This window comes from Spirosoma sp. KCTC 42546, from assembly GCF_006965485.1.
GTDB lineage: Bacteria > Bacteroidota > Bacteroidia > Cytophagales > Spirosomataceae > Spirosoma.
The window spans coordinates 8,134,569-8,157,711 of the sequence record NZ_CP041360.1 but is presented as its reverse complement, the minus strand read 5'-3'; the positions used below and the strand labels follow the sequence as shown (position 1 = coordinate 8,157,711).

At 47.9% G+C, this 23,143-nt stretch carries 20 protein-coding genes; 11 read left to right on the top strand and 9 right to left on the bottom strand.

Translation table 11 applies throughout. From position 1 onward, the window contains the following. The first annotated feature begins 49 nt into the window (after positions 1-49). Positions 50-289: a 50S ribosomal protein L28 gene (gene rpmB, locus EXU85_RS33215; RefSeq protein WP_142776191.1), complete on the top strand. Its 240-nt coding sequence runs from the start codon at positions 50-52 to the stop codon at positions 287-289. A 140-nt stretch (positions 290-429) separates the two neighbouring features. Further along, positions 430-1,152 (top strand): RluA family pseudouridine synthase, encoded by a 723-nt coding sequence (locus EXU85_RS33210; protein WP_142776190.1) that lies wholly within the window; start codon positions 430-432, stop codon positions 1,150-1,152. 88 nt (positions 1,153-1,240) lie between these two features. On the opposite strand, the gene EXU85_RS33205 is transcribed toward EXU85_RS33210, so the two are convergent. The 3 genes from EXU85_RS33205 to EXU85_RS33195 form a co-directional block, all read right to left on the bottom strand. Beyond that, on the bottom strand, positions 1,241-4,423 hold the full coding sequence (locus EXU85_RS33205) for an efflux RND transporter permease subunit (RefSeq protein WP_142776189.1): 3,183 nt from the start codon (positions 4,421-4,423) through the stop codon (positions 1,241-1,243). A gap of 113 nt (positions 4,424-4,536) precedes the next feature. After that, a complete protein-coding gene (locus tag EXU85_RS33200; RefSeq protein ID WP_246859351.1) occupies positions 4,537-5,496 on the bottom strand; it encodes an efflux RND transporter periplasmic adaptor subunit in 960 nt (319 codons plus the stop codon). A 4-nt stretch (positions 5,497-5,500) separates the two neighbouring features. Then, positions 5,501-6,793 carry a TolC family protein gene (locus EXU85_RS33195; protein WP_142776188.1) on the bottom strand — a complete coding sequence of 431 codons (1,293 nt, stop codon included), beginning with the start codon at positions 6,791-6,793 and terminating at the stop codon, positions 5,501-5,503. Between the two features lie 262 nt (positions 6,794-7,055). Between EXU85_RS33195 and EXU85_RS33190 the strand changes: the two genes are divergently transcribed. After that, the gene (locus EXU85_RS33190; RefSeq protein WP_371731974.1) at positions 7,056-7,721 is read left to right on the top strand and encodes a peptidoglycan recognition family protein; all 666 of its coding nucleotides are present in this window, start codon (positions 7,056-7,058) and stop codon (positions 7,719-7,721) included. Between the two features lie 409 nt (positions 7,722-8,130). Here the strand turns inward: EXU85_RS33190 and EXU85_RS33185 are convergent, their stop codons facing one another. Beyond that, complete coding sequence (locus EXU85_RS33185; RefSeq protein ID WP_142776927.1) at positions 8,131-9,735, bottom strand: M28 family metallopeptidase; 1,605 nt, start codon at positions 9,733-9,735, stop codon at positions 8,131-8,133. A gap of 254 nt (positions 9,736-9,989) precedes the next feature. On the opposite strand from EXU85_RS33185, the gene EXU85_RS33180 reads away from it, so the two are divergent. Further along, positions 9,990-10,928, top strand: a complete 939-nt coding sequence (locus EXU85_RS33180; RefSeq protein WP_142776187.1) for a nucleoside hydrolase — start codon at positions 9,990-9,992, stop codon at positions 10,926-10,928. 110 nt (positions 10,929-11,038) lie between these two features. Here the strand turns inward: EXU85_RS33180 and EXU85_RS33175 are convergent, their stop codons facing one another. Next, on the bottom strand, positions 11,039-11,659 hold the full coding sequence (locus EXU85_RS33175; RefSeq protein ID WP_142776186.1) for a hypothetical protein: 621 nt from the start codon (positions 11,657-11,659) through the stop codon (positions 11,039-11,041). A gap of 132 nt (positions 11,660-11,791) precedes the next feature. Between EXU85_RS33175 and EXU85_RS33170 the strand changes: the two genes are divergently transcribed. Then, positions 11,792-12,352: an NUDIX hydrolase gene (locus EXU85_RS33170; protein ID WP_142776185.1), complete on the top strand. Its 561-nt coding sequence runs from the start codon at positions 11,792-11,794 to the stop codon at positions 12,350-12,352. A 112-nt stretch (positions 12,353-12,464) separates the two neighbouring features. Then, a complete protein-coding gene (locus tag EXU85_RS33165; protein WP_142776184.1) occupies positions 12,465-13,658 on the top strand; it encodes a pyridoxal phosphate-dependent aminotransferase in 1,194 nt (397 codons plus the stop codon). Between the two features lie 43 nt (positions 13,659-13,701). Here the strand turns inward: EXU85_RS33165 and EXU85_RS33160 are convergent, their stop codons facing one another. Then, a complete protein-coding gene (locus EXU85_RS33160; RefSeq protein ID WP_142776183.1) occupies positions 13,702-14,100 on the bottom strand; it encodes a GxxExxY protein in 399 nt (132 codons plus the stop codon). A 106-nt stretch (positions 14,101-14,206) separates the two neighbouring features. Between EXU85_RS33160 and EXU85_RS33155 the strand changes: the two genes are divergently transcribed. The 3 genes from EXU85_RS33155 to EXU85_RS33145 all read left to right on the top strand — a co-directional run bounded on the left by EXU85_RS33155 (position 14,207) and on the right by EXU85_RS33145 (position 16,506). After that, positions 14,207-15,064 (top strand): prephenate dehydrogenase, encoded by an 858-nt coding sequence (locus tag EXU85_RS33155; RefSeq protein WP_142776182.1) that lies wholly within the window; start codon positions 14,207-14,209, stop codon positions 15,062-15,064. 106 nt (positions 15,065-15,170) lie between these two features. Continuing rightward, complete coding sequence (locus EXU85_RS33150) at positions 15,171-16,049, top strand: aldo/keto reductase (RefSeq protein ID WP_142776181.1); 879 nt, start codon at positions 15,171-15,173, stop codon at positions 16,047-16,049. Between the two features lie 109 nt (positions 16,050-16,158). Then, entirely contained in the window at positions 16,159-16,506 is a 348-nt protein-coding gene (locus EXU85_RS33145) for a hypothetical protein (protein WP_142776180.1), read from the top strand. Positions 16,507-16,575: 69 nt separating this feature from the next. Here the strand turns inward: EXU85_RS33145 and EXU85_RS33140 are convergent, their stop codons facing one another. From EXU85_RS33140 to EXU85_RS33130, 3 genes are all read right to left on the bottom strand, one after another. After that, positions 16,576-17,028: a PA2169 family four-helix-bundle protein gene (locus EXU85_RS33140; RefSeq protein ID WP_142776179.1), complete on the bottom strand. Its 453-nt coding sequence runs from the start codon at positions 17,026-17,028 to the stop codon at positions 16,576-16,578. A 149-nt stretch (positions 17,029-17,177) separates the two neighbouring features. Further along, positions 17,178-18,608: a hypothetical protein gene (locus EXU85_RS33135; RefSeq protein ID WP_142776178.1), complete on the bottom strand. Its 1,431-nt coding sequence runs from the start codon at positions 18,606-18,608 to the stop codon at positions 17,178-17,180. A 105-nt stretch (positions 18,609-18,713) separates the two neighbouring features. Next, a complete protein-coding gene (locus tag EXU85_RS33130) occupies positions 18,714-19,229 on the bottom strand; it encodes a DNA topology modulation protein (protein ID WP_142776177.1) in 516 nt (171 codons plus the stop codon). 270 nt (positions 19,230-19,499) lie between these two features. Here EXU85_RS33130 and carB point away from each other — a divergent pair, with 270 nt between their 5' ends. Continuing rightward, on the top strand, positions 19,500-22,376 hold the full coding sequence (carB, locus tag EXU85_RS33125) for a carbamoyl-phosphate synthase large subunit (protein ID WP_142776176.1): 2,877 nt from the start codon (positions 19,500-19,502) through the stop codon (positions 22,374-22,376). A gap of 196 nt (positions 22,377-22,572) precedes the next feature. Further along, the gene (locus EXU85_RS33120) at positions 22,573-23,142 is read left to right on the top strand and encodes a hypothetical protein (RefSeq protein ID WP_142776175.1); all 570 of its coding nucleotides are present in this window, start codon (positions 22,573-22,575) and stop codon (positions 23,140-23,142) included. The last annotated feature ends 1 nt before the right edge of the window (position 23,143 follow it).

Below are 23,143 nucleotides of genomic sequence, written 5' to 3'. Positions count from 1 at the left end.
TGAATTAATTAGCGAATTTTGCGCCCTCATACGGAAAACGAGTACGGTAATGGCCAGAGTTTGTCAAATCACAGGAAAGCGCACACGCACGGGGAACAACGTTTCTCACGCTAATAATAAAACCAAACGTAAATTCTTCCCGAACCTGCAAAAGAAGCGGTTCTTCGTTGAATCGACCGGGGAATGGATTACGTTACGAGTGGCTACATCGGCCATTAAGACCATCAACAAAAACGGTCTGGAAGCTACACTTCAGAAGGCTTACGAACGCGGCACGCTGTCCGTATAGTCTTTCGCAAGATAGTCCATCAAGCCTCTTCCGGTTAGGAGGAGGCTTTTTGTGTTTAGTTTATAGTTTGAGGTTTGAAGTCTGTAGTTCGAAGTTACCTCTTACGCTAACAAATAACTTCAAACTACAGACTTCGAATTGTGAAACTGAATTTTGAAGACCTCATTGTTTTTGAGAATGAGGATTATATACTCATCAACAAGCCGCCCCATGTGGCGTCGCTTGATGAGCGGACGCCCGACCGGGGTGGTCAAAGTATTGTACGGATGGCCAAGGCGTACTATCCGGATGCACAGCTTGGCCATCGGTTAGATAAAGAAACCTCGGGTATTCTGGCAATTGCTAAAAATCCGGAAGCTTACCGGCACTTGGCCATGCAGTTCGAGCACCGCGAAGTCACAAAGCGGTATCATGCCGTAACGAACGGGGTGCATAATTTCGAGGGTATATCCGTTTATCTGCCTATTTCTCCGATTAAGGACGGCACGGCTGTGCGGATTGATCGCGAAAAGGGGAAAGTTGCCGAAACGATTTTCAATACCTTACAGGCGTATCGAACAACGACGCTGGTAGAGTGCATGCCCGTTACGGGCCGTATGCACCAGATTCGCGTGCATTTGATGTGCCTGAAAGCGCCGATCGTCAACGATGCAACCTATGGCGGAAAGCCAGTCTATCTATCGGAAGTGAAGCGTAAATTTAATTTAAAGGAAGGTACGGAGGAGCTGCCGCTCATTCACCGTGTTGCCTTACACGCTCATTCCCTGACATTTACACTACTGGATGGCGAAGAGCAAACCTTTGTGGCCCCCTATCCAAAGGATTTTAACGTGCTGGTAAAGCAGTTGGAGAAGTTCGCCTGAAGTTTAATGTAAAATGAATAATGGTTAATGTATAATGAAAAGCCTAGCCTGCATTATACATTAACCATTATTCATTTTACATTATTCACTAAATCTCCGTCCCTTCCTCAATAGGCTCTGGAATATGATGGCCGGTTGAGTCAAGCGGGGTTGGGCGAGGCCGTTTTCGGTTGACAAGGTAAAATAAAGGCGGAATAATCAATGGGGCGAACAACAAGGTTGTTGTCAAACCACCGATGATCACTGTAGCCAGTGGACGTTGTACGTCGGAACCGATACCGCTCGAAATAGCCGCTGGTACAAGACCGATAATGGCGACGACCATAATGGCCATAATGGCCCGGAACTGCTCCTGAGCTGTCTCGATAGTAATTTCTAACAGCGACTTCGGATTGTTGATCAGGTTACGATTCAGCGCCGATACGAGTAATACACCTGCCATCACCGAAATGCCGAAAATCGACACAAATCCCACACCCGCTGATACATTGAAGTTGTAACCTCGCAGCAGCAAGGCACCAATCCCCCCGCCCAGCGCGAACAGCAAACAGGTGAGTGTCAGCAGCGTATCGCGAACGTTTCCGTACAGCATAAACAGGAACAGAAACACAACCACAATAGTCAGGGGAATCGAAATAACTAATTGACCACCAGCTCGCTCTAGATTCTCATATTGGCCGCCATAGATCACACTATAGCCTTCGGGAATTTTGACGTGCTGGCGTACCTTCTGGCTGATTTCTTTCACAAAACCACCCTGATCGCGCCCCCGGATATTTGTACGGACCGTAACCATCCGTTTTCCGTTGATGCGATAAATGTTTGTCTGGCCCTGCACATAGCGAATATCTGCCAGTTCATTCATCGGAATCAGCGCGCCCGTTGCTGAAGGTACCTGCAACAACCGGATGGCGTCGATACTGCCCCGGCTCTCAGGCGTGAAGCGTACCACAATATCGTAGCGTTTGGCCTCATCATAGATGGAACCAATGGCTTTTCCGCCAATAGCCGCTTCGATCATGTTCTCAATTTCGGCAACGTTGATGCCATAACGAGCCGCAGCCGGGCGATTAATCTTGATCGCTAGCTGATCCTGAGGTCCTTCCTGTTCAATGTTCACAGATACCGCACCATTCATGGCCCGTACCAGACTGGCAATGCTGTCGGCTTTAGCCCGCATCAAAGTCAGGTCGTTACCGACTACTGAAATAGCTAAATCGGCGGCACTGCCCGTTACGATTTCCATGACCTGGTCAATAATAGGCTGACCTGATGAGAAGAACGCGCCCGGAAACGCTTCCTGCAATTTTCCCTGCATGGAGCGCACAATTTCTTTCTTCGAAATCGTATCCGACCAGGTGCTGTAATCTTTCAACCCAATCAGAATTTCGGTACGGTCTGTTGGGAAGGGGTCTGTGCCATCGTCGTTGCGACCGGCCTGTGTAATAACAAAACTGACCGGTTTATACTCACTAATGATATCTCTGATTTTGGGCGAAATCTTCGCGTTTTCCTGAATCGTGATGCCCGATGGCATAAAGGCCCTCATGAAAATAGACCCCTCGTCCAGCTCCGGCAGAAACTCAGTACCCAGTTTTAGTCCGAAGCCAATCATAATAAGAACAATTGTCATACCAACACCAACCACGATTTTAGGTGACCGCATTAACGTTGATTTCAGGAGCCATTGATAGCCTCGTTCCAGGGGCGACAGCAGAAAGTTTTTGTGTTCTTTCAACGGCTTACCATCTGGCGCAAGCACCTTACGGAAGGCAAACGAAATCAGCACCGGTATTACCGTCAGCGCACAGATTAATGAACCAATAACGGCAAAGGAGAGCGTCAAGGCCATTGGACTAAACAGCTTTCCTTCCACCCGTTGCATCAATAAAATGGGCATATACGCCAGAATAATGATGGTAACCGAGAAGAAAATTTCTCTGGCCACTTCCCCCGCCGACCGAGCCGTGACATTCACGATACCCTGGTTTCGATCCGCGGGGCCGGACGCTCGATAGCGCCTTATGAGGTGCTCGGCCATGACACTAGCACCATCCACAATAATCCCGAAGTCGATAGCGCCCAATGAGAGTAGGTTAGCTGGAATACCCACCAGTTTCATCAGGATAAAGGCAAACAGTAACGAGAACGGAATGGTAACGGTAACGACCAAAGCGGCCCGTAAACTGCCCAAAAACAAGACCAGCAGAATAGCCACGATGGAAATACCCTCGATAAGCGTATGCGCTACTGTTTCGAGTGAGTGGTCGATCAAAAATCCACGATCATACAGTACCCGCAAATGCACGCCTTTGGGTAACTCACGGGCTTCGAGATCAGCGATTTTATCCTTAAGCAATTCCAGTACTTCACTAGGGTTCTCTCCCCGACGAAGCAATACGATTCCTTCGGTGGCACCAATGACATCCAGATTCTCATCAGGAATTCGATACCCCAAAATACCCGATGGTGAGGGTGGATTGATTTCCACACTAGCCACATCGCGGAGTAACACGGGTACCCCTTCGTTAGCTTTCAGGACAATATGCTGCACATCGTCGGGGGTTTTGAGGGCTCCCAAACCTCGGACAGCAAAACCCTGACCACCCCGCGCAATGACATTACCACCCGTGTTCTGGTTGTTTTTCTGAACGGCATCAATCACATCCTGCAATGTCAGATCGTATTTCCGGAGTTTGGCCGGGTCCGGGATAACCTGAAACTGCTTAATCGGGCCGCCAAAGGTGGTTACGTCGGCCAGGCCTGGTACTTGGAGTAATTGCGGAATAATGACCCAGTCCTGCAAATCGCGCAGTTGCATAGGCGTCATACTGGCTGGGGCTTCAATTACATAGCGGTAAATCTCGCCTACTGCCGTGGTAAGCGGAGCTAGTTCGGGTGAAACACCATCGGGAAGTTGCGCACCGCTAAGTCGTTCGATAACCTGCTGACGGGCAAAGTAATCGGTAACCGTTTCATCGAAATTCAACTGTACGACCGATAGGCCAAAAATGGTTCGGGAACGACGATCCGTAACGTGTGGGACGCTGTTAAGGACCCGTTCGAGTGGTATAGTAACCTGTTGCTCAACCTCCTCTGCCGCTCGTCCGTCGTATTTGGCAATCACAATGACGTTGGTATCGGCAATATCGGGATAAGCCTCAATCTTCAGCAGTTTGAAGCACCACAATCCCAACCCCATAACCGCCACCGCCAGCCCGACTACGATCCAGCGATTTTTGAGGGAAAATGTTATTAGTTTCTGAATCATAATGTAAAAGGAGGAGAGGGAGGAAGGAGGAAAGGGAGGAGGGGACAAAAGGGCTGATATCAGCTATTCCTCTCGTCCCTTTCCGCCCTCTCTTCCCTTTTCTCCCTTCGTCATCAATACCCAAAGCTTAATCCCTTCAGTTGCAGTACATTTTCCGTTACAACCTGATCGTTTTCCTTCAGGCCACTTTGAACCACAACCCGATCATCGCGTTGCTGACCGAGTTGTACGGCTCTACGCTCGATAGCTTGCGGCCCCGTTTTTACAAATACATAATCGCGGCCTTGTACGGTTACGACCGCATCGCGCGAGGCCGTCATAAATTTTCCTTCTGTAACCCCAAACTGAACGGTGGCAAACATGCCCGCCTTCAGGCGTCCATCCGGGTTGGCTACCGAGATACGGAGTTTAATTTGACGAGTGGTGTTATCCACGTAGTCATTAACATTGTCGATGCGTCCCACAAATCGCTCGTTTGGGAAGGCGGTAAAATTGAGCGAGCAGACCAGCCCCTGCCGAATACTACCAAATTGATTTTCAGGTATTTCGCAAACGACGAGGATTGTGTTTGGACGTGCTAGACGGAGCGCCTTCGGGTCAAAGCCAGCGAGTTTAAGCGTGGCTTCGTCTGAGATAATGGCTGCCTCTTCGTTGGCCAATTGAGTCTGCGCTTCAATCACTTCCTTACCCGATGCTGCCCCGTGGGCCTGTAAATCCTTTACCCGGTCCAGGTTTCCTTTCTGGGTTTGAATGTTGTTCCGGTGTTGTAAAATAGCGGTGTAGTTATCCGATAAACCCGGATCATCGAACAGTACCAATCGTTCGGAGGGGGTTTCAACGGAACGCACCACCATTGCGGCTACATGACCTGGAGCCGAAAAATCAGTACGGATAGCAGCCAGGCGGGCAGGTTGCGTTGGAAAAGAACGCATCATCACGGCGTCGGGAAACGTAAGCCGACTACCGTCGGTGCTGATTGTCGGGCGTGGTATCGACTTAACCACCGACTTAGGCTTTTCCTGACAAGCCAGTGTCAGAAACGCCAGCCCGATTACTAATAGACGAACATTCATTGTGTTAATACTGATTAATCTGTCCGGTTGCGTACAGCAGTCGAACGTAATTTTGACGGTAGGTATAAAGCGTTTGATAATAAGCCGTTTGGGTATCGAACCAGGAAGTCTGGGCCTGGAGCAGGTCAATCAGGGTAGTGGCACCCCGCAAATAGGCGTAGCGGACAGAGGCCAATACCCGGTCGGCATCGCGTCGGATAATTGAGTACCGGTCAATGTTCTGCCTACTGGTCAAAAACGATTGGTAAGCCGTTTCCACTTCGGATCGGATTCGGGTTTGTACCAATTGGGCTGCCTGCCCGGCCTGTTCCTGTAAGACCCTGGACTTCTGAATTTCACCCTGATTACGACTGTAGACGGGTAATTCAATCGTTAGAAATATACCGGCGTAGGGAACGGAATTTTGTGGGTTCCAGATCAAACCCGCTTCGTTTCGAGGCTTCGCTAGTACCTGTTGTAAATCTACGTTTCTACGGGCCGATTCGATATTTGCTTCGGCTACCTGTACATCCGTTCGGGTTGTAGAAGCCAATCGAAACAAACTATCCGCCGAGGCATTCACGGTTGGGTACAGCCGGGATGGGATCGTGAAGTTGGGCTGAATAATGGAATCGTTCATGGCTACGTTGATGCTGTCGGGAGTGCCGAGCACTAAGCGTAATTCGTTTAACCGATTACTAAGATCCTGTTGCGCCGTACGCGTCTGAATGTCATATTGATCCGAAATCAGTTGTGTTCGGGTCAGATCGGTACTGGTGATGACTAAATCTTTAAGGCGGACTCTATTTAATTGAACCAGTGTATCCACGTTCGCTTTTGCCCGTTGCAATAGGGCCAACTGGATACGGGCATACCAGGCGTCGAGATAGCGATTCGCGGCATCGAACAGTAAATTGCGTTCAGTTTCGGCCACACTCCGAACGGCCAGGTTCGTGTTGGCTTCGGCAAACCGATTCCGGTAGGTACGCTTATTATAAATGTCGAATTCTTTGGTAGCCTGCAACCAGAATTGCCGTCGCTGCCGACTTAATAAACCGGCGGCATCGGCTCCAGGCATAACGGGCGTAGGCGTTAATTGAAACAGCGTCTGGTTATTCAGAACAGGATTAGCGCGGAGGTTGGCCGTCGTTTGATCAGCCTGAGCTGCATTTATATTTAGCCGTTCAACTCTTAGAGCTGGGCTATTTGTACGCACTTGTTGAAGAGTCTGTCGTAAGGTTAATGTAGTTTGTGCCGAAGCCGACACCCAGAACAGACTAAAGCACAACAGTTGATATGAGGCAATTTTTAACGTCATTCGCTTTATAAGAACGTAACAAAGTAACAATCCGCAGGTCCCAAACCCGTAAAATCTTAATTAAAAGATAGTTAAATATACTTAACGCCTGAGTTCAGAAGCCTGGGAAAAAGGCTGACATTCTAGTTATACATAAAAGTTGATTAGCAGTTAATACTTACTGTTCGCTCAAATTCCTAGTAATGTCTACAGGCTAATTTCCTTATTTTGCTGGAATTCAACCATAACACACTTTTTCAACCGGTACAACCGTCAACTACCTGTGAACTATCTTCTTTCTATCCTTTCCGTTACCTTCCTTCTACTAGTAAATTCCTGCGCCAGGCCGACCTTTCGACTAATAGATAAGCCTATCATTTTTGATGATGAGCGAAAGCAACTATCACTTGAGTACTTAGCGAAACGGCATGGTATTCAACAACAGGAACCATTTATCAAGCCCAAAATGATTGTGTTGCACTGGACAGCCGTGCCAACACTTGAAGCAACTTTCGATGTATTCAACCCATCGGTATTACCCGGTCGACCCGATCTTCAGGTTGCCAGTCGCCTGAATACGTCGGTCCCATTTCTGGTTGATCGGGATGGTACCATTTTTCGATTACTTCCCGATACAACTTTTGCGCGCCATTGTATTGGTCTGAATTACTGTGCCATTGGTATCGAAAATATTGGCAATAATGACCTGACCAAAGCGCAGATGAAAGCCAACGTGCAACTGGTTCGTTATCTGAAACGTCGCTACAAAGGCATTGACTACCTGATTGGTCATTATGAGTATAAAGACTTTATTGGTACACCACTCTGGAAAGAAACAGACCCGAATTATCTGACCAGCAAAATCGATCCTGGCAAATCATTCATGCGGAAAGTCAGGAGTCGGGTAAAAGACCTAAATCTGAAGGGTAGTCCAATTTTGTTGCAGTAAGTCACCCCGGCGATTCCTATACGGCCATGCAGCAGCGGTCTAAGTCCAAAAACTATGCCTTTCCCTATCTATATGACGAGTGTCAGGTAGTAGCCCGCACGTTTGGAGCCACCAATACGCCCATATGTTTGTTGTGAAACGGGAAGGAAGCCACTATAGGGTTGCTTATATCGGTGCTATCGACAATAATCAGTACGATGCAACTGCGGGTGACAAGAAATAGGTTGAAATGGCTGTCAATGAATTAATTGCCGGTAAACCTGTAACAACGGCTTCGATAAGAGCTGTTGGATGCGGCATTAAGAGGAAAAATACGTAGTTCTAACCGCAAGGGTCGCAACGGAAAACGCAAAGAGCGCAAGAAAAGATTTCTTAGCGTGCTTTGCGTTTTCCGTTGCGACCCTTGCGGTTATTTTACCAGACCGTCCTTCCCGAATTTAGTCCCGAAAAAGTCGCCCTTGTTCCAAGTGGGGCGCTGATCGTCCTGTGCGGTTAAATAGCCAACCAGAAACTGCAATTGCGCGTGTTTGGCTGCGGCATTGAAATCAAATGGTTGATTCATGTCGTCTTGTGGCGTGTGGTATATGGTTGCCCGCCAGTCGAGGTTGAGTTTGGTACCATCCAGATTGGGATTACCCGTTTGCGAACCGCTTTTGATGAAAAGTGCCGGAATGCCCTGCCGTACAAAGCTAAAGTGGTCGCTTCGCATAAATACAGTCTGTTCCGGAATCGGGTCCGGGCTTATCTGGACGCCCAAAAATGAAGCAGCCTGTTTAACTTCTTTGCTAAGGCTCGAATGTTCCGCTCCATAAGGAACAATATCGAGTAAGGGATGAAAGAAAAAGGGCATATCTAACGTCAAATTCGCTACAATTTTCTCCTTGGGCACGGTTGGATTACTTGCGAAATAATCGGACCCCAGTAGACCCATTTCCTCGCCCGTTACGCCCACGAACAAAATAGAGCGCCGGGGGGCTTTGGGTAGCGACGCATAAAGCCGTGCCGTTTCGAGCATGATGGCTACGCCCGATGCATTATCATGGGCACCGTTGAAAATGGAATCTCCTTTTACTGGACGGCCAACGCCCAGATGGTCGAGGTGGGCCACGTGAACGATGTATTCATTTTTCAGCGCTGGGTCTGAGCCAGGCAATACGGCTACTACATTAAATCCGGCTATATCTTCGGCTATATCGGTCTGCGTTTTCATTCGAACCGAAACGTTAAGCGGAAATGCCTGCGGGCGATTTTTCATGGCCTGCCCAATGGCTTCGGTAAAGGAAGTTGGCGCACCGGCGAAAAGTAAGCGTGCCAGCGAATCACTAATGGATGCGGCCCCTTTCAACGCAGGATAGGTGCTCTTTGGTTTTCCCTGCTTGTCTACCCAACGCGTAATTCCTTGCCGGGCGCGGGGAGCCGCCGTTTCAATACGACTTCGTAGATCGGTAGGCAAACTGAACGCAATAGTACCTACAGCTCCGTGCGCGGCTGCATTTTCCGCCTTTGATGAAGAAGCGTAAGCGCGCTGATTGGATGGAAACGAAGCTGGAGCTCCATTCAGAAACGCCACGATTTTTCCCTTCACATCAATGCCCGTGTAGTCATCGTAACCGAGATCAGGGGCTGAAACACCGTAACCAACAAAAACAACTGGGGCGCTTACGTCGCTGGCTGGATGGTCGGGATTCGGATTCAGAATAAACTGCTTCCCATAAGTAAGCGGTTGCTCACGCCCGTTTGTCAGTAGCGTGAGTGAGCTATTGCTTTCCTTTACCTGCCACCTACGGAGAGGCACATTCTGCCGAAATGCATTGTTTTCTCCGGCGGGCTGGAGACCTAACGCTTTTAGTTGGGCAACCACATAATCTGCTGCCATGGCAAACCCCCGGGTACCTGGTTTCCGGCCCCGAAGTGAGTCGTTTGCCAAAATACCCATATGCGTATGAATCGCTTCAGGTCGAACAGTTTTGGCCACTCGCTGCACATCGGCAGGAATTGCATTGGATTGGCCCATAACCAGGCTTGCGCCTGACAGGCTAATGACTATACTAAGTAATAAAGTTGTTGTAACGTGTCGCATTGAGGAAAGCTAAGACGAAAAACGATTAGCGAATATAGGCCACAGTTTTAGTAGAACAAATTGAAACCCTGGCTTAACCAACTTTAGGTTGCTTAACCGTACACTTGCTCAATTGATAGTATATTCGTCGCCCAAACAGGGCGATAAGTAGTGGTATTTATCGAAGAGAATCAGTAAAATCAACGAACATGAAAAAGGTACCCATACTTATCGACTGCGATCCCGGCCACGATGATGCTGTTATGCTTATGCTGGCCATTGGCAGCGATTTTTTCGATATCAAAGCTATAACCACTTCGGCCGGAAATCAGACTCAGCAGAAGACCCTTACTAACGCCTTAAAGCTTAAAGAATTACTTGGTTCTGATATTCCAATTTATAAAGGTTGCGATAAACCCCTTTTTCGGGAGCTGATCATTGCCGATTATGTACACGGTGAGATGGGTATGGATGGCCCGATATTACCTGATCCCAAGCTAAAGCCAGAGTCCTTATCGGCTATAGAAGCGATGGCGAGTATTCTAGCTGAAAGCGAGGAGCCAATAACGCTTGTGCCCACCGGCCCACTTACCAACATTGCTACCTTTCTATTGGCTTATCCACACTTGAAACCAAAAATCGAACGAATCTCGCTGATGGGTGGTGGTGGCTTCCGGGGGAATATGACGCCCACGGCTGAGTTCAACATCTACGTAGACCCTGAAGCGGCTTCTATAGTGTTCAATTCCGGGGTTCCTATTACCATGTGTGGCCTGGATGTGACACACAAGGCGCTGGTTTTTCAGGAGGATATCGAACGGTTCCGATCCATCGGCAATCAATCGGGAAAGGTGGTTGCAGAACTGATGGATTTCTTTTCCATTTTCTACCGCCGTGAACGTCCGGAACTGGAAGGTGGGGCTGCCTTGCATGATCCCTGCGCTATTGCCTGGCTGATTGACCCAACAATGTTTACGTCAAAGTCGTGTTTTGTGGATGTTGAAGTGGCAGGGAAATTGACCCTGGGTACTACGGTTGTCGATTTTTTCGATGTGTTGAAGAAAACCCCGAATACCGAGTTCGTTTACGACATTGACCGGGAGAAATACATCAATCTGATTTATGAGGCTGTTCAAAAACTGCCTTAATGATGGACCGCAGATGCCGCTGATTATTATGATTTACGCAGATTTTTATCAGTATAAATCATAATAATCAGCGTCATCTGCCGGTCCGCCGGTGCGGGTCCATTTTTATTTTAAAACCAGGGGCGTTTAACTTTAAATGACCGCTTCAGGCCACTAATCATCAGGAATGCGCCCAATATTCCGAAGATGATCGCCAGTATTGTGACGTGCAGAATGGCGAATACAACCGCTACCAGAATAATCAGGACGGAGGCTTTCAACTTCCAGCTAATCCGCTGCCACCAGTTGAGTTCGGGGCGTAGTTTCATACCCAGACTCTGCCGAATTTGATTGCCTAATTTGAGTTTTTTCTTGGGTTTCGGGTCCGGTTGTTTGTCAGTAGACTCCGTTGGGGTCGGTAGCATCGACTGAACTCGCTGCATATGCCGCACCACACCGGCATTGGTCGACGATTGTACAGGCTGGCGACTTCGACTAGCAACAACAGGATTACCAACTAATGGCAAGTTTGTAATTGATTGATCGCCTTGTTCTGTTGAATCCAAAATGGGCACCATTTCCAGGGATGTGTAGCGCTCTTTCACTATCTCGCTCTTTCGCTCTTTTAACTTTTCAACGGCTACTCGTGCTGCTGCCGGATGGGATGAGCGCTGAAAATAAGCGACAGGTCGATGGCAGGATGAAAGAAAAAGACATAAGACGGCAACAAAAAGGGCAATGGCATTTTTCATCAGGTCGTGAGTTGGACGAACGATACTAGCGGAGACAAAAATCCCATTTACAACGAATTGGGAAGGTCGGTTGATATGACTCCGGCGAAAAAGCCTTCAATTTGTCCACCAGCAGTGCCTACCTTTGCGGCTATGAATCCAGACAATGATCCCCAGCCCTGGCAGGTTGAATCCTCCGAATACATTCATCAGTTACCGTGGTTTACAGTTCGTAAAGATGCCATTCGGATGGAGAATGGGGGAGTTATTCCTAATTATTTTGTTTTTGAGTATCCTAACTGGATCAACGTAGTGGCCGTTACCACAGAAGGTCAACTGGTACTCATTCGGCAGTATCGTCATGGCATTGCCGGAGTTCACTATGAGCTTTGTGCAGGCGTGGTTGACCCCGGCGAAGAGCCTCTTGTAGCCGCCCAGCGCGAATTGCTGGAAGAAACGGGCTTTGGTGGTGGCACCTGGCAGCTCCTTATGACACTCTCTGCAAATCCGGGCACCCATGCAAACCTGACCTATGCCTTTCTGGCAACGGGGGTTGAGTTAAAACAGGCGCAGCACCTAGAAAATACCGAAGAAATCACGGTGCATATAATTTCCCAGGAACGGGCCTGGGAAATTATCAATACCGGCGAAATGATGCAGGCTTTGCATTTGGCCCCGTTATTGAAATACCTGTCGGAACCGGGATTTGTATGATTTAACTGACTGACTTTGATTATGTGAGTACTTTTGTCGACACTACCAGTAACATATTAGATTCTTAAAATCAGGGAAATCAAAAAAATCCCATAAATCCCGGTTCAGACAAGTGATTATTCCCCTTGCCCTCCGCGCTGACCAAACGCAGGAGTATTATTTTTCGGTGAAACTAGCTGAAGTGCGTCGGTTACAGGCGGCTGGTCATGATATTATTAACCTCGGTATCGGCAACCCTGATCTGATGCCTTCTGCCAATACGATTGATGCGCTGGTACGTTCGGCGCAGCAACCAACTGCGCACGGGTATCAGCCGTATAAGGGTACCCCACAGTTACGGCAGGCCATTACTAGCTTCTATGGCCATACATACGGCGTCACACTCGAACCTGATACCGAAATTTTGCCGCTTATTGGCTCTAAAGAAGGAATAACCCATATTTCGCTGACGTTCCTGAACGAAGGCGATGGTGTTTTAGTCCCTGAGCTTGGTTACCCAGCCTACCGGGCAGTAAGCCGTATGGTAGGAGCTACTGTTCATGAGTATCCACTTCTGGAATACGCTGGCTGGCAACCCGATTGGGAAGCTATGACTGATTTACTGGCAGCCCAGCCAGCCAATGAAAAGACAAAGATTATATGGCTGAACTACCCCCATATGCCCACAGGAGCACCTGCTACCCGCGCCCTGTTTGAGCGGGCGGTACGGTTCGCCCATGAGCATCAGGTATTGTTGTGCCATGACAATCCCTACAGTCTGATTCTGAATAAAAAGCCGCCGATCAGCCTCTTGTCGGTGGATGGCGCGAAGGACGTGGCCGTGGAACTAAACTCCTTAAGTAAATCGCATAATATGGCTGGTTGGCGCATTGGCTGGATGGCGGGTGCTAAAGCTTATGTCGATGCGGTGCTAACGATCAAGAGCAACATTGATTCGGGACAGTTTAAGCCGCTCATGGATGCCGCAACCGAAGCGCTCAGTAATTCTGACGACTGGCATAGGGCGCGTAACGCTGTATATCAAGGTCGGTTAGATGCCGTTCATGCGTTTCTGGATGCCCTGGGCTGCACCTATACAACCGATCAGGAGGGATTGTTTATCTGGGCCAAACTACCTGATTCTGTCGAATCTGCTGAAGCGTTGGTTGATGATTTACTTGTAAAAAAACATGTATTTATTGCTCCGGGCTTTATTTTTGGACCCAAAGGTGATCGATATGTACGGGTATCGTTGTGCGTGAATAAGGAACGAATTGATGAAGCAACAGGGCGTCTGAACCAGGATTTTTATGATTTAACTGACTGACTTTGATTTTTACAATACTTTCGCAGGAAGTCCTGTTGGAGAGTTAGGGGGAAACTCTAAATTTTTTATTTAGCAATCGTTTAAATTGTAAACTTGAGTTCCCAAAATTAATGAGCAGGCCAACTTCAAGATTGTAAGCTTCCAAATAGTTGATCGCTTGGGCCAAGTGGTCATCGTTGAGCATAGCGATCGCTTTTAATTCAACAGACACTACATTTTCAATTAGAAAATCAACTCTACGAGAGCCAATATGCCGCCCTTTGAAGAAAATCGGCATATCAAATTCGCGAGTAAATTCAACGCTACATTCTTCTAATTCAATGGCCAATGCCCGTTGATAAATAACTTCTTGAAATCCGCTTCCCAGTATCTTATGGACTTCAAACGCACATCCAATTACTTTACTCGTCAACTCTGAGTATCTGTACTCCGTTTTAATCATACTTGTGATGGTAGTCGTCTGACAAGATAATAATTGTAAGTCATTAACCATCAGCATAATTAGGAAATCAAAGTCGGTCAGTTAAATCATAAAAATCCCGGTTCAGATGGTTGTAAGTATAGTAGGTATAGGCCTCCTCGGTGGTTCCTTCGCGCTCGCGGTTCGCGAGAAATACCCCAAAATGCGCTTCATTGGCGTTGACACATCGCCCGTGAACGGGCAACTGGCACTGGCCAAGGGCATTGTTGATGAGGTATTGCCGCTGGCCGAAGCGGTAGCACAGAGTACGCTCGTTGTGATGGCTACGCCCGTTAACATTATTACCGACTTACTACCTACGGTACTCGATCACCTGCCAGTGGATGCGACCGTCATTGATTTAGGTTCTACCAAAGAGTTGATTTGCGATCTGGTTGATACTCATGCCAAGCGGTCCCAGTTTGTTGCGGTTCATCCTATGGCCGGTACCGAAAATTCGGGGCCGGGTGCTGCGTTTAAGGAGTTGCTGTCTGGCAAGAACCTTATTATCTGCGATCGGGAGAAAAGTAATGCCGACAGCTTGATGCTGGTTGAAAGTCTGTTTCGGGATATAGGCATGAAATTGTTTTACATGACGCCTAAGGAACACGACCTGCACCTGGCTTATGTATCACACCTAAGTCATATCAGTGCATTTGCGCTAGGCTTGACTGTATTGGAAAAAGAAAAAGACGAGCAGGCCATTTTCGACATGGCCAGTACTGGCTTTAGCTCAACGGTGCGTTTGGCGAAGAGCTCTCCGCAAATGTGGGCCCCTATTTTCGACCAGAATCGAACAAATGTATCCGACGCGCTGGCGGCCTACATCGACTTTCTACAGCAGTTTAAAGAAGTAATTGACAGCCAGGACGTTACTGCCTCGCTGGATTTCATGCAACGGGCCAACGTCATTCGACGTGTGCTGGACGGAATCGAGAAACGGTAAACGTGTAAAACTTTTTCCGGTTGCTGACACAAAACGGATTTCTATTGGTTTATATCATAGGACGCCACGAATTGGCAAGTCCCGAAACAGAATCATTAGTAAACCTATGCAAGCAACTGAACAACCAGCTGGATCACAAGTGGCCGCACAGGCTGGTACCATCACAATTGGTGGTGATTTAACCGTTAATCGTATGGCTTACGGTGCCATGCGGATTACTGGAAACGGAATTTGGGGTCCTCCAAAAGATCACGACGAATCCATTCGCGTATTAAAACGCTGCCTTGAACTTGGCGTAAATTTTATTGATACAGCCGATAGCTACGGCCCTTACGTATCGGAAGAGCTCATTGCCGAAGCCCTGCATCCCTATCCCGATGGCTTAGTTATTGGGACGAAAGGTGGACTACTCCGTACAGGCCCGAATCAATGGCCGGTTGATGGCAGCCGAAAACACCTGGAGGAAGCACTTAATGGTAGCCTGAAACGCTTAAAACTAGATCGGATTGATCTGTATCAACTTCACCGCTTCGATCCGAAAGTACCGTCCGAAGAATTCCTGAGTTTTCTACAGGAAGCCCAGCAACAGGGTAAGATCCGGCATATTGGTTTATCGGAAGTGGGTATTGACCAGATCGAAGAAGCAAAAAAATACTTCGAGGTTGTATCGGTACAGAATATGTACAACTTTGGCGAGCAACGCTGGAATGATGTGCTTGCCTACTGCGAGCAAAATAATATCGCCTTTATTCCATGGTTTCCGCTCAACGCGGGGAACGTGGCTGCCGAAAATGCCATTAAAAAAGTAGCTGCCCGTCACGGTGCAACAGATTACCAGATTGCACTGGCCTGGCTCTTAGCCGCATCACCTGTAATGTTGCCCATCGCCGGAACATCGTCGGTAAAGCATTTGGAGGAGAATCTGCAAGCTGCCGCTATTAAACTTACTGACGAAGATTTGCAGGATATGCCATTGCCTAATTAAGGTTTATAGTATTCGGTTTAAGGTATACGGTAAGCTGACGCCAGCAATCTACGCGTCCGTATACCTTAAACCGAATACCAAATACTGTAACCCTAAATCGTCAATCTGTATGCTAACACAAACCAAACTAGATCCACAGCAACTCCTGGCATCAACGCTACATCGGCTGCAGGAAGGGGCTGAACACATTAATCCGGTCAATGAGCTGATCAATCAGTGGAGTGATGCATTGGGTGAAGGAAATCTGACACTCGAAAACGTGGCTGATGAGCTGTTCTCGCTTAAACGGGCTTTAGAAGAAGGGAAAGCCCCAAAAATTGCCGGGTCATTGCATACGCTCAGCAAACTAACGAAGCAGGCTGCTAACGAGGTATCGGATGTTGGTTTGGTAGGCCAGTTGCTTCAGCTGGCTCAGGTACTCGAAGAGACGTCAAAACAGGTTACAGAAGCCCGGTAAAGACGAGAATTTTCAACAAAAAAAGGATGCCTTTCTAGAAGAGCATCCTTTTTTGTTGATTAATGCAGGTTATGCATTCTCCAATGACTTGATCTTATCAAAGGCAACCTGTAATTCACTAAGTTGCTTTTGAAGATCCTCTTTGATGTAAGCCGGAATATGGTCTTTATTAATTGCGTCCTGATAGGCTTCAATAGCGGCATTTTCGCCAAATTCAACGGAGCTTAATACCGTATCGCGATCTTTGCCCGTCAGCGCTGATTTAATGTCGATCCAGGCGCGGTGAATTTTACTTGTTACGTCGGTAGATGTTGCGTCTGATACGCCCGTTCCGTCAATGCGTACGATATGATCGGCCAATTGACTACGGAAATTTTGGCTCTGAATTACGTAATGGCGGAACAGATCGTCCAGTTGCGCATCTTCGTTGTCTTCAATCGCTTTTTCATATCCCTGAATGCGATCGTTGTTGATTTTTACCAGGTCGTTGAGATCATCAACGATTTCTTTATTCGTGATCATAACAGTTGAATTTCTATGAGTTGTTAACTGAAATTACAACTAGGTGTACGCACGATTGTTCACGCATAAACAAAAAATGAAGGATTCATTGAGCGACCAGCAACTAGGTTAACGAAATGAATCCCTCATTTTTTGTCTACAAGACTTTTCTAATTGGTAGATGTTACACTTCGCAATCGCAAAATTGATCCATCCTCGAATTGAAGCTGGTTCTCAGGACTTGTCAGCGAAATTTGGGTAATAGCACCGTCCCAGCCTGCTAACTGACTTGTATTGATTTCATAGGTACGAAATTGGCCATCACCCACAATAGGGAAATCGACGTACCGACCCGGTATGTCCAGAAAGTCATAATCTTCGGGCTTTCGCCACGAAAATCGAGCCATGGTTCCCTTTGTCTGAAAAGCAGCCTGTATGTAAATTTTTGGAACATTACTTGCGTGCCAGAACGACATTGGGCTCATAACCCGAAAGTTCCTGATTGTCGGATCGTCCCGCATCCAGAGAACATTTAACTCATTTTGAATTGGGTAGCCTTTGTCGCGGGTGCGGTTAAAGTACCAGCCCTGCCGATCATTGACAAATCTATACGTAGGGCCGGTAGGTGGCCGGGGTTGGGCGTAGGCAAACTGCCGAATGTCAGTTAGGTCACCAACAATCAATGTGTATTCAAATTCGTACTGCCCATTATGATCAATGAGCAAGTGCGGCTGGCTGGTTATGTATCCTGCCGACACATCAAACTCGCCCCCAACTTTGGTAACGCCGAAACCGGCTGAGCCAAATCGGACTTCATTGGGCTTATACAAACCAACTCCCCGTCCCTCAGCATTCAGCAAGGCAATCCAGTTTTCGCTCCCATATCGATTCAATACATCCCGATCAGTATACTCCGATACCGCATCATTCGTGAATGGCTTTACCCCACCATAAGTTACCATCCGATAATAGGGACCATTCAGGTACACACAAGGCACCTCCTGAGTCCGGGACTCATACTGAGTGGTATCGGAACGGTTAACCACAATCTTACAGCGTACGTGAATGGTATTGCCTTTCAATTCAATCCAGTGTTCAAATACACAGTCAGCAGGTTCATTCAGTAATGGCCAAATCAAAGGGATCGTTTTAACATACAGCGTGTTTTGGCCCTGCTGATAGCTAACAACCCGAGCCGGATTATTGTAATAATCGCCTGTTTGAACTGGGTTCCAGCCAAGGTATCTCCATTGGTAAACTGGATCTTTCCCGTTTACACTGTAGGGGTAAGGACCCGCATAGATCGATGTCTGTATTTGCCGACCCAGGTCATTATTGTTGACCATATTTACGCTACTACCCGCTTCTGATAGATACGTAATGGCCCCCCCCGCATTCAGATCGATCCCAACGCGTATCTTATCATTGTCCAGATACAGCCGTTTTTGGGGAGATGTCTGCGTCTGTCCCGGTAATCCGCCGGATGGTGGGTTCGACACAACGGGTGCTTTATGAGGATCGGTAGACGGGTAATCACGAACGCAGGTGACGGCCAAACTGCTTACCAATACACAAACTAACAGTATATAAGGACGAACCATAAACGCAGCGTATTAGGAAATAGATTAGTCAAAAATAGGGGTATGTTAAGGGTTTTGCAATAGTTATTATTCACTGGCCTTTATCGCTCTACTCACGCTGTATCGCTAAGTCTCTGGCATCAATTGATGCAGAAACTGGTTTACCTCCACTGGTTTCTTAAAAATCAATACTGTACGTCCTGGAGCATATTGATCAATTTTAGCCAGAATTTGTGCGCGCTGAGTCTGTCGAAATGTCCAGATCCAGTGCAGGAAATCCCAGCTCCAGCGCTCAGGGCAACCGGGAGCCATATCAGGACGAACTCGCCCTTGATAAGTAACCAAACGCTTGATAATCCGCCACAAACACAACCAGCGAGGGAAGTCCAGAAAGATTATGGTATCGGCCGTGGTAAAACGTAAGTTCATTGACGAGCCGTAATTTCCATCAATGATCCACTCGGGTTGGTCAATCAATTGTTTTTGTAAAACCAGTTCGGTAGCCCGGTCTGTCATGATCCAGCCGGGTTGCCATAATACGGCATCCAGATGAGCGACCGGGAGATGGGTCAATTGGCCAAGCTGACGAGCCAGAGTTGACTTCCCGGCTCCTCCACAACCCACAATGGCAACTCGTTTCATAGCTGATTTATAGACGTAGCATGGTAAAAACCTGATTTCATTCTGGTCAAAAGCTATTTCTCAACGTAAACGCACTTAAAAAAACAGCTTGTAAGGCAAGGAATCGCCACTTTGCCTTTATATTCTAAAATTCTCCTTTTCCATTACCTGCTAAACCCCTAATTTTGCAGGATTTTTGACCAGACCCTGAATTGCCTGGTAATCGTCAGGCAGCTTGCTCAACTCACGATTCATTCAGGGCCGCCCATGCGGTCATTGTCCTGCAGAAAAATGCCTAAAAATACCAACATTCGCTCGGTTCTTATTATTGGCTCAGGCCCCATCGTTATTGGCCAGGCATGTGAGTTCGATTATGCTGGCTCACAGGCCGCTCGCTCTATTCGGGAGGAAGGCATAGAAGTGGCGTTGATTAATTCCAACCCGGCCACTATCATGACCGACCCTATCAACGCAGATTATGTGTATCTGTTGCCGTTAGAGAAAAAATCTATCGTCGAAATCCTGAAAAAACACCAGGAAATGGGGCGGCCCATCGACGCCGTTCTGCCAACGATGGGGGGACAAACCGCTCTGAATCTGGCTATCGACTGCGATAAGGCCGGTATCTGGCAAAAATACGGTGTCGAGATTATTGGCGTGGACATTAAAGCCATCGAAACAACTGAAGACCGGGAGAAATTCCGGTTGCTCATGCTTGAACTTGGTGCTGGCGTTTGCAAAGGCCGCACGGCCCGCTCGTTTCTGGAAGGTAAAGAAATTGCCCAGGAAATTGGCTTTCCGCTGGTTATCCGGCCATCGTATACACTGGGTGGCACAGGGGGCGGTTTCGTTAACCGGCCCGAAGATTTTGACAAGGCACTTACCGCCGGATTACACGCATCGCCTGTTCATGAGGTGCTGGTCGAACAAAGTGTGATGGGCTGGAAAGAGTATGAACTGGAATTGCTGCGCGATAATAACGGCAACTTCATTATCATCTGCTCCATCGAGAATTTTGACCCAATGGGTATTCATACCGGCGACAGCATTACCGTTGCCCCGGCCATGACGCTGCCCGATACGCTGTACCAGAAAATGCGCGATCTGGCCATTACAGTAATGGCCGGTATTGGTCAGTTTGCGGGCGGCTGTAATATCCAGTTTTCGGTTAACCCACAAACCGACGACATCATCGTTATTGAAGTGAATCCACGGGTGAGCCGGTCGTCGGCGCTGGCATCCAAAGCAACGGGTTACCCGATTGCTAAGATTGCCGCAAAAATGTCGGTTGGGTACAACCTCGATGAGTTGATCAACCCTATTACGGGTACCACTTCGGCTTTCTTCGAACCCGCAATCGACTATGTTATTGTAAAAGTACCCCGCTGGAACTTCGATAAGTTTCCGGGTGCCGATCGGTCATTGGGGCTGCAAATGAAGTCGGTTGGGGAAGCGATGGGTATTGGTCGAAACTTCCAGGAAGCGCTACAAAAAGCCTGTCAGTCGCTCGAAATTCGCCGGAATGGACTTGGTGCCGATGGACATGAACTAACCGACCGGGCGGCTCTGACGGAAAGTCTGCAACACCCCAGCTGGAACCGGCTGTTTCATATCTACGATGCGTTTAAAGCAGGCATGTCGTTCCGAACGATTCAGCAACTGACCCGAATTGACCCCTGGTTCTTACACCAGATCGAAGAATTAATTGAGCTGGAACGTGAAATTCAGCAGTATGATCTGGACGATATTCCGCCCGAACTTCTCCGTACGGCCAAACAAAAAGGCTATGCCGACCGACAGTTGGCCCACCTGCTTCAGGTAAAAGAAAGCAAGGTGTATGACTACCGTCAGAGACACAATATTCGGCGGGTATATAAGTGTGTGGATACCTGCGCGGCTGAGTTTGAGGCCAAAACGCCGTATTATTATTCGACCTTCAACAACCAGGTTCCCATCACAACCGACCACGCTGAGCCAGTTTCTGACCTGCCCGGTAATGAGTCGATTCGGAGTAACCGCAAAAAAGTGGTGGTGCTGGGTTCGGGGCCAAACCGTATTGGACAGGGTATCGAGTTCGATTACTCCTGCGTACACGGCGTACTGGCGGCAAAGGAAGCGGGTTATGAGACCATCATGATCAACTGTAATCCTGAAACCGTATCGACCGATCCTGACATTGCCGACAAGCTGTACTTTGAGCCGGTTTTCTGGGAGCACGTACATGCTATTATCATGCACGAGCAGCCTGAAGGCGTTATTGTGCAGTTGGGTGGGCAGACAGCACTGAAAATGGCCGAGAAACTGACCCGTTACGGCATTAAGATCATTGGCACAAGCTGGGAAGCCCTCGACTTAGCCGAAGATCGGGGTCATTTTTCGGAATTGCTGAAAACACTGGATATTCCATACCCAAAATTCGGAACGGTACGGGAGTCAGAAGCGGCACTGGAATTATCGCGCGAATTAGGATTCCCCTTGCTGGTGCGGCCAAGCTACGTACTGGGAGGCCAGAACATGAAAATCGTGATTAACGAGAACGAACTCGAGCAGCACGTGATGAAGATTCTGGAAGATATTCCAGACAATAACATCCTGCTCGACCACTTCCTCGAAAACGCCATCGAAGCGGAAGCCGACGCCATCTGCGATGGTGAAGACGTGTACATTATTGGCATCATGGAGCACATTGAACCGGCTGGTATTCACTCTGGTGACTCGTACGCTGTGCTACCCACCTTCGATTTGAGCGAAAACGTGCTCCGGCAAATTGAGGAACACACGAAAAAGATCGCCGTTGCGCTTAAAACTGTCGGACTGATTAATATTCAGTTTGCCATTAAAAACGAGGTAGTGTACATTATTGAGGCCAATCCCCGTGCCAGCCGAACCGTACCATTCATCTGCAAAGCGTACCAGGAACCGTATGTTAATTATGCTACGAAGGTGATGCTGGGCGACAAGAAGGTGAAGGATTTCGATTTCAAGCCGGTTAAAAAAGGGTATGCGATCAAGATTCCGGTGTTCTCGTTCAGCAAGTTCCCGAACGTAAACAAGGAGCTTGGTCCCGAAATGAAATCGACCGGAGAGGGCATTTACTTCATTGATGATCTCACCGATGATTATTTCCAGAAAGTATACTCGGAGCGGAATCTGTATTTAAGCCGGTAGGAAGTGCTACAACAAGATTTGTTCCCTGTGCCATTCCTTAGTAGGGATGGCACGGTTTTTTTATAGCATTGTAGGGATAGACGATTCTTGATAGATTTGTATAAAATTGGCGCGGTATTCGTTGTAGCGTCAACTAGCCAACAGGGCAATGATAGAAACAATCTGTTCGTTAGCCTTACGAGCTGCTGATTAACTCGTGAAAAAAGTTCTATACCTAAGTCTAAGCCTGCTTCTGACCACTCTTCTCATTGAGTGTAAGGAAACCAATGAGTTTTCGCCTGGTGCGAGCGATGCACGCATTACGGGTACATGGCGTCTGACCGAAAGGCGTTATCCCGTTGACAGTGCGTATTACTTATTTGACTCGGTTTTTGTGAAAGGAGCCTATGTGGTAGACTCTACATTTACCAACGGTCATTATGTAAAGGATACTGTTTTTGTGAAAGACCATTATCAACGGGATTCGATTTTGGTCTCAAAATCAATCGATTCAACCCAGAAGTATTCGGTAAATCCAGCCCAGACGCTCACCTTTAGTGCGGATGGTAAGTTAAGCGCCAACGGGGCCGAAATGTCGTACTACTATCCAATAAAATACTTTCGGGTCGATTCAACCATCTCGGATGGCTTGGGTATTAATCTGTTTATTACGACCAATCGGGCTACCGTTCCATTTCGACAGGGCGTAGCTTTTCAAGGGGATGTGTTGACGCTGCTTCCCCGCTGCGACAGACTCTGCTATTCAAAGTTCGTCCGGGTGAGGTGAG

Excerpts from the sequence above, each read along its gene's own strand:
- EXU85_RS33160 (WP_142776183.1), bottom strand. The coding sequence starts at position 14,100 with ATGATTAAAACGGAGTACAGATACTCAGAGTTGACGAGTAAAGTAATT.
- EXU85_RS33180 (WP_142776187.1), top strand. The coding sequence starts at position 9,990 with ATGAAAAAGGTACCCATACTTATCGACTGCGATCCCGGCCACGATGAT.
- rpmB (WP_142776191.1), top strand. The coding sequence starts at position 50 with ATGGCCAGAGTTTGTCAAATCACAGGAAAGCGCACACGCACGGGGAAC.
- EXU85_RS33150 (WP_142776181.1), top strand. The coding sequence starts at position 15,171 with ATGCAAGCAACTGAACAACCAGCTGGATCACAAGTGGCCGCACAGGCT.
- EXU85_RS33205 (WP_142776189.1), bottom strand. The coding sequence starts at position 4,423 with ATGATTCAGAAACTAATAACATTTTCCCTCAAAAATCGCTGGATCGTA.
- EXU85_RS33130 (WP_142776177.1), bottom strand. The coding sequence starts at position 19,229 with ATGAAACGAGTTGCCATTGTGGGTTGTGGAGGAGCCGGGAAGTCAACT.
- EXU85_RS33135 (WP_142776178.1), bottom strand. The coding sequence starts at position 18,608 with ATGGTTCGTCCTTATATACTGTTAGTTTGTGTATTGGTAAGCAGTTTG.
- carB (WP_142776176.1), top strand. The coding sequence starts at position 19,500 with ATGCCTAAAAATACCAACATTCGCTCGGTTCTTATTATTGGCTCAGGC.
- EXU85_RS33185 (WP_142776927.1), bottom strand. The coding sequence starts at position 9,735 with ATGGGCCAATCCAATGCAATTCCTGCCGATGTGCAGCGAGTGGCCAAA.
- EXU85_RS33145 (WP_142776180.1), top strand. The coding sequence starts at position 16,159 with ATGCTAACACAAACCAAACTAGATCCACAGCAACTCCTGGCATCAACG.
- EXU85_RS33175 (WP_142776186.1), bottom strand. The coding sequence starts at position 11,659 with ATGAAAAATGCCATTGCCCTTTTTGTTGCCGTCTTATGTCTTTTTCTT.
- EXU85_RS33170 (WP_142776185.1), top strand. The coding sequence starts at position 11,792 with ATGAATCCAGACAATGATCCCCAGCCCTGGCAGGTTGAATCCTCCGAA.
- EXU85_RS33195 (WP_142776188.1), bottom strand. The coding sequence starts at position 6,793 with ATGACGTTAAAAATTGCCTCATATCAACTGTTGTGCTTTAGTCTGTTC.
- EXU85_RS33140 (WP_142776179.1), bottom strand. The coding sequence starts at position 17,028 with ATGATCACGAATAAAGAAATCGTTGATGATCTCAACGACCTGGTAAAA.
- EXU85_RS33155 (WP_142776182.1), top strand. The coding sequence starts at position 14,207 with ATGGTTGTAAGTATAGTAGGTATAGGCCTCCTCGGTGGTTCCTTCGCG.
- EXU85_RS33200 (WP_246859351.1), bottom strand. The coding sequence starts at position 5,496 with ATGAATGTTCGTCTATTAGTAATCGGGCTGGCGTTTCTGACACTGGCT.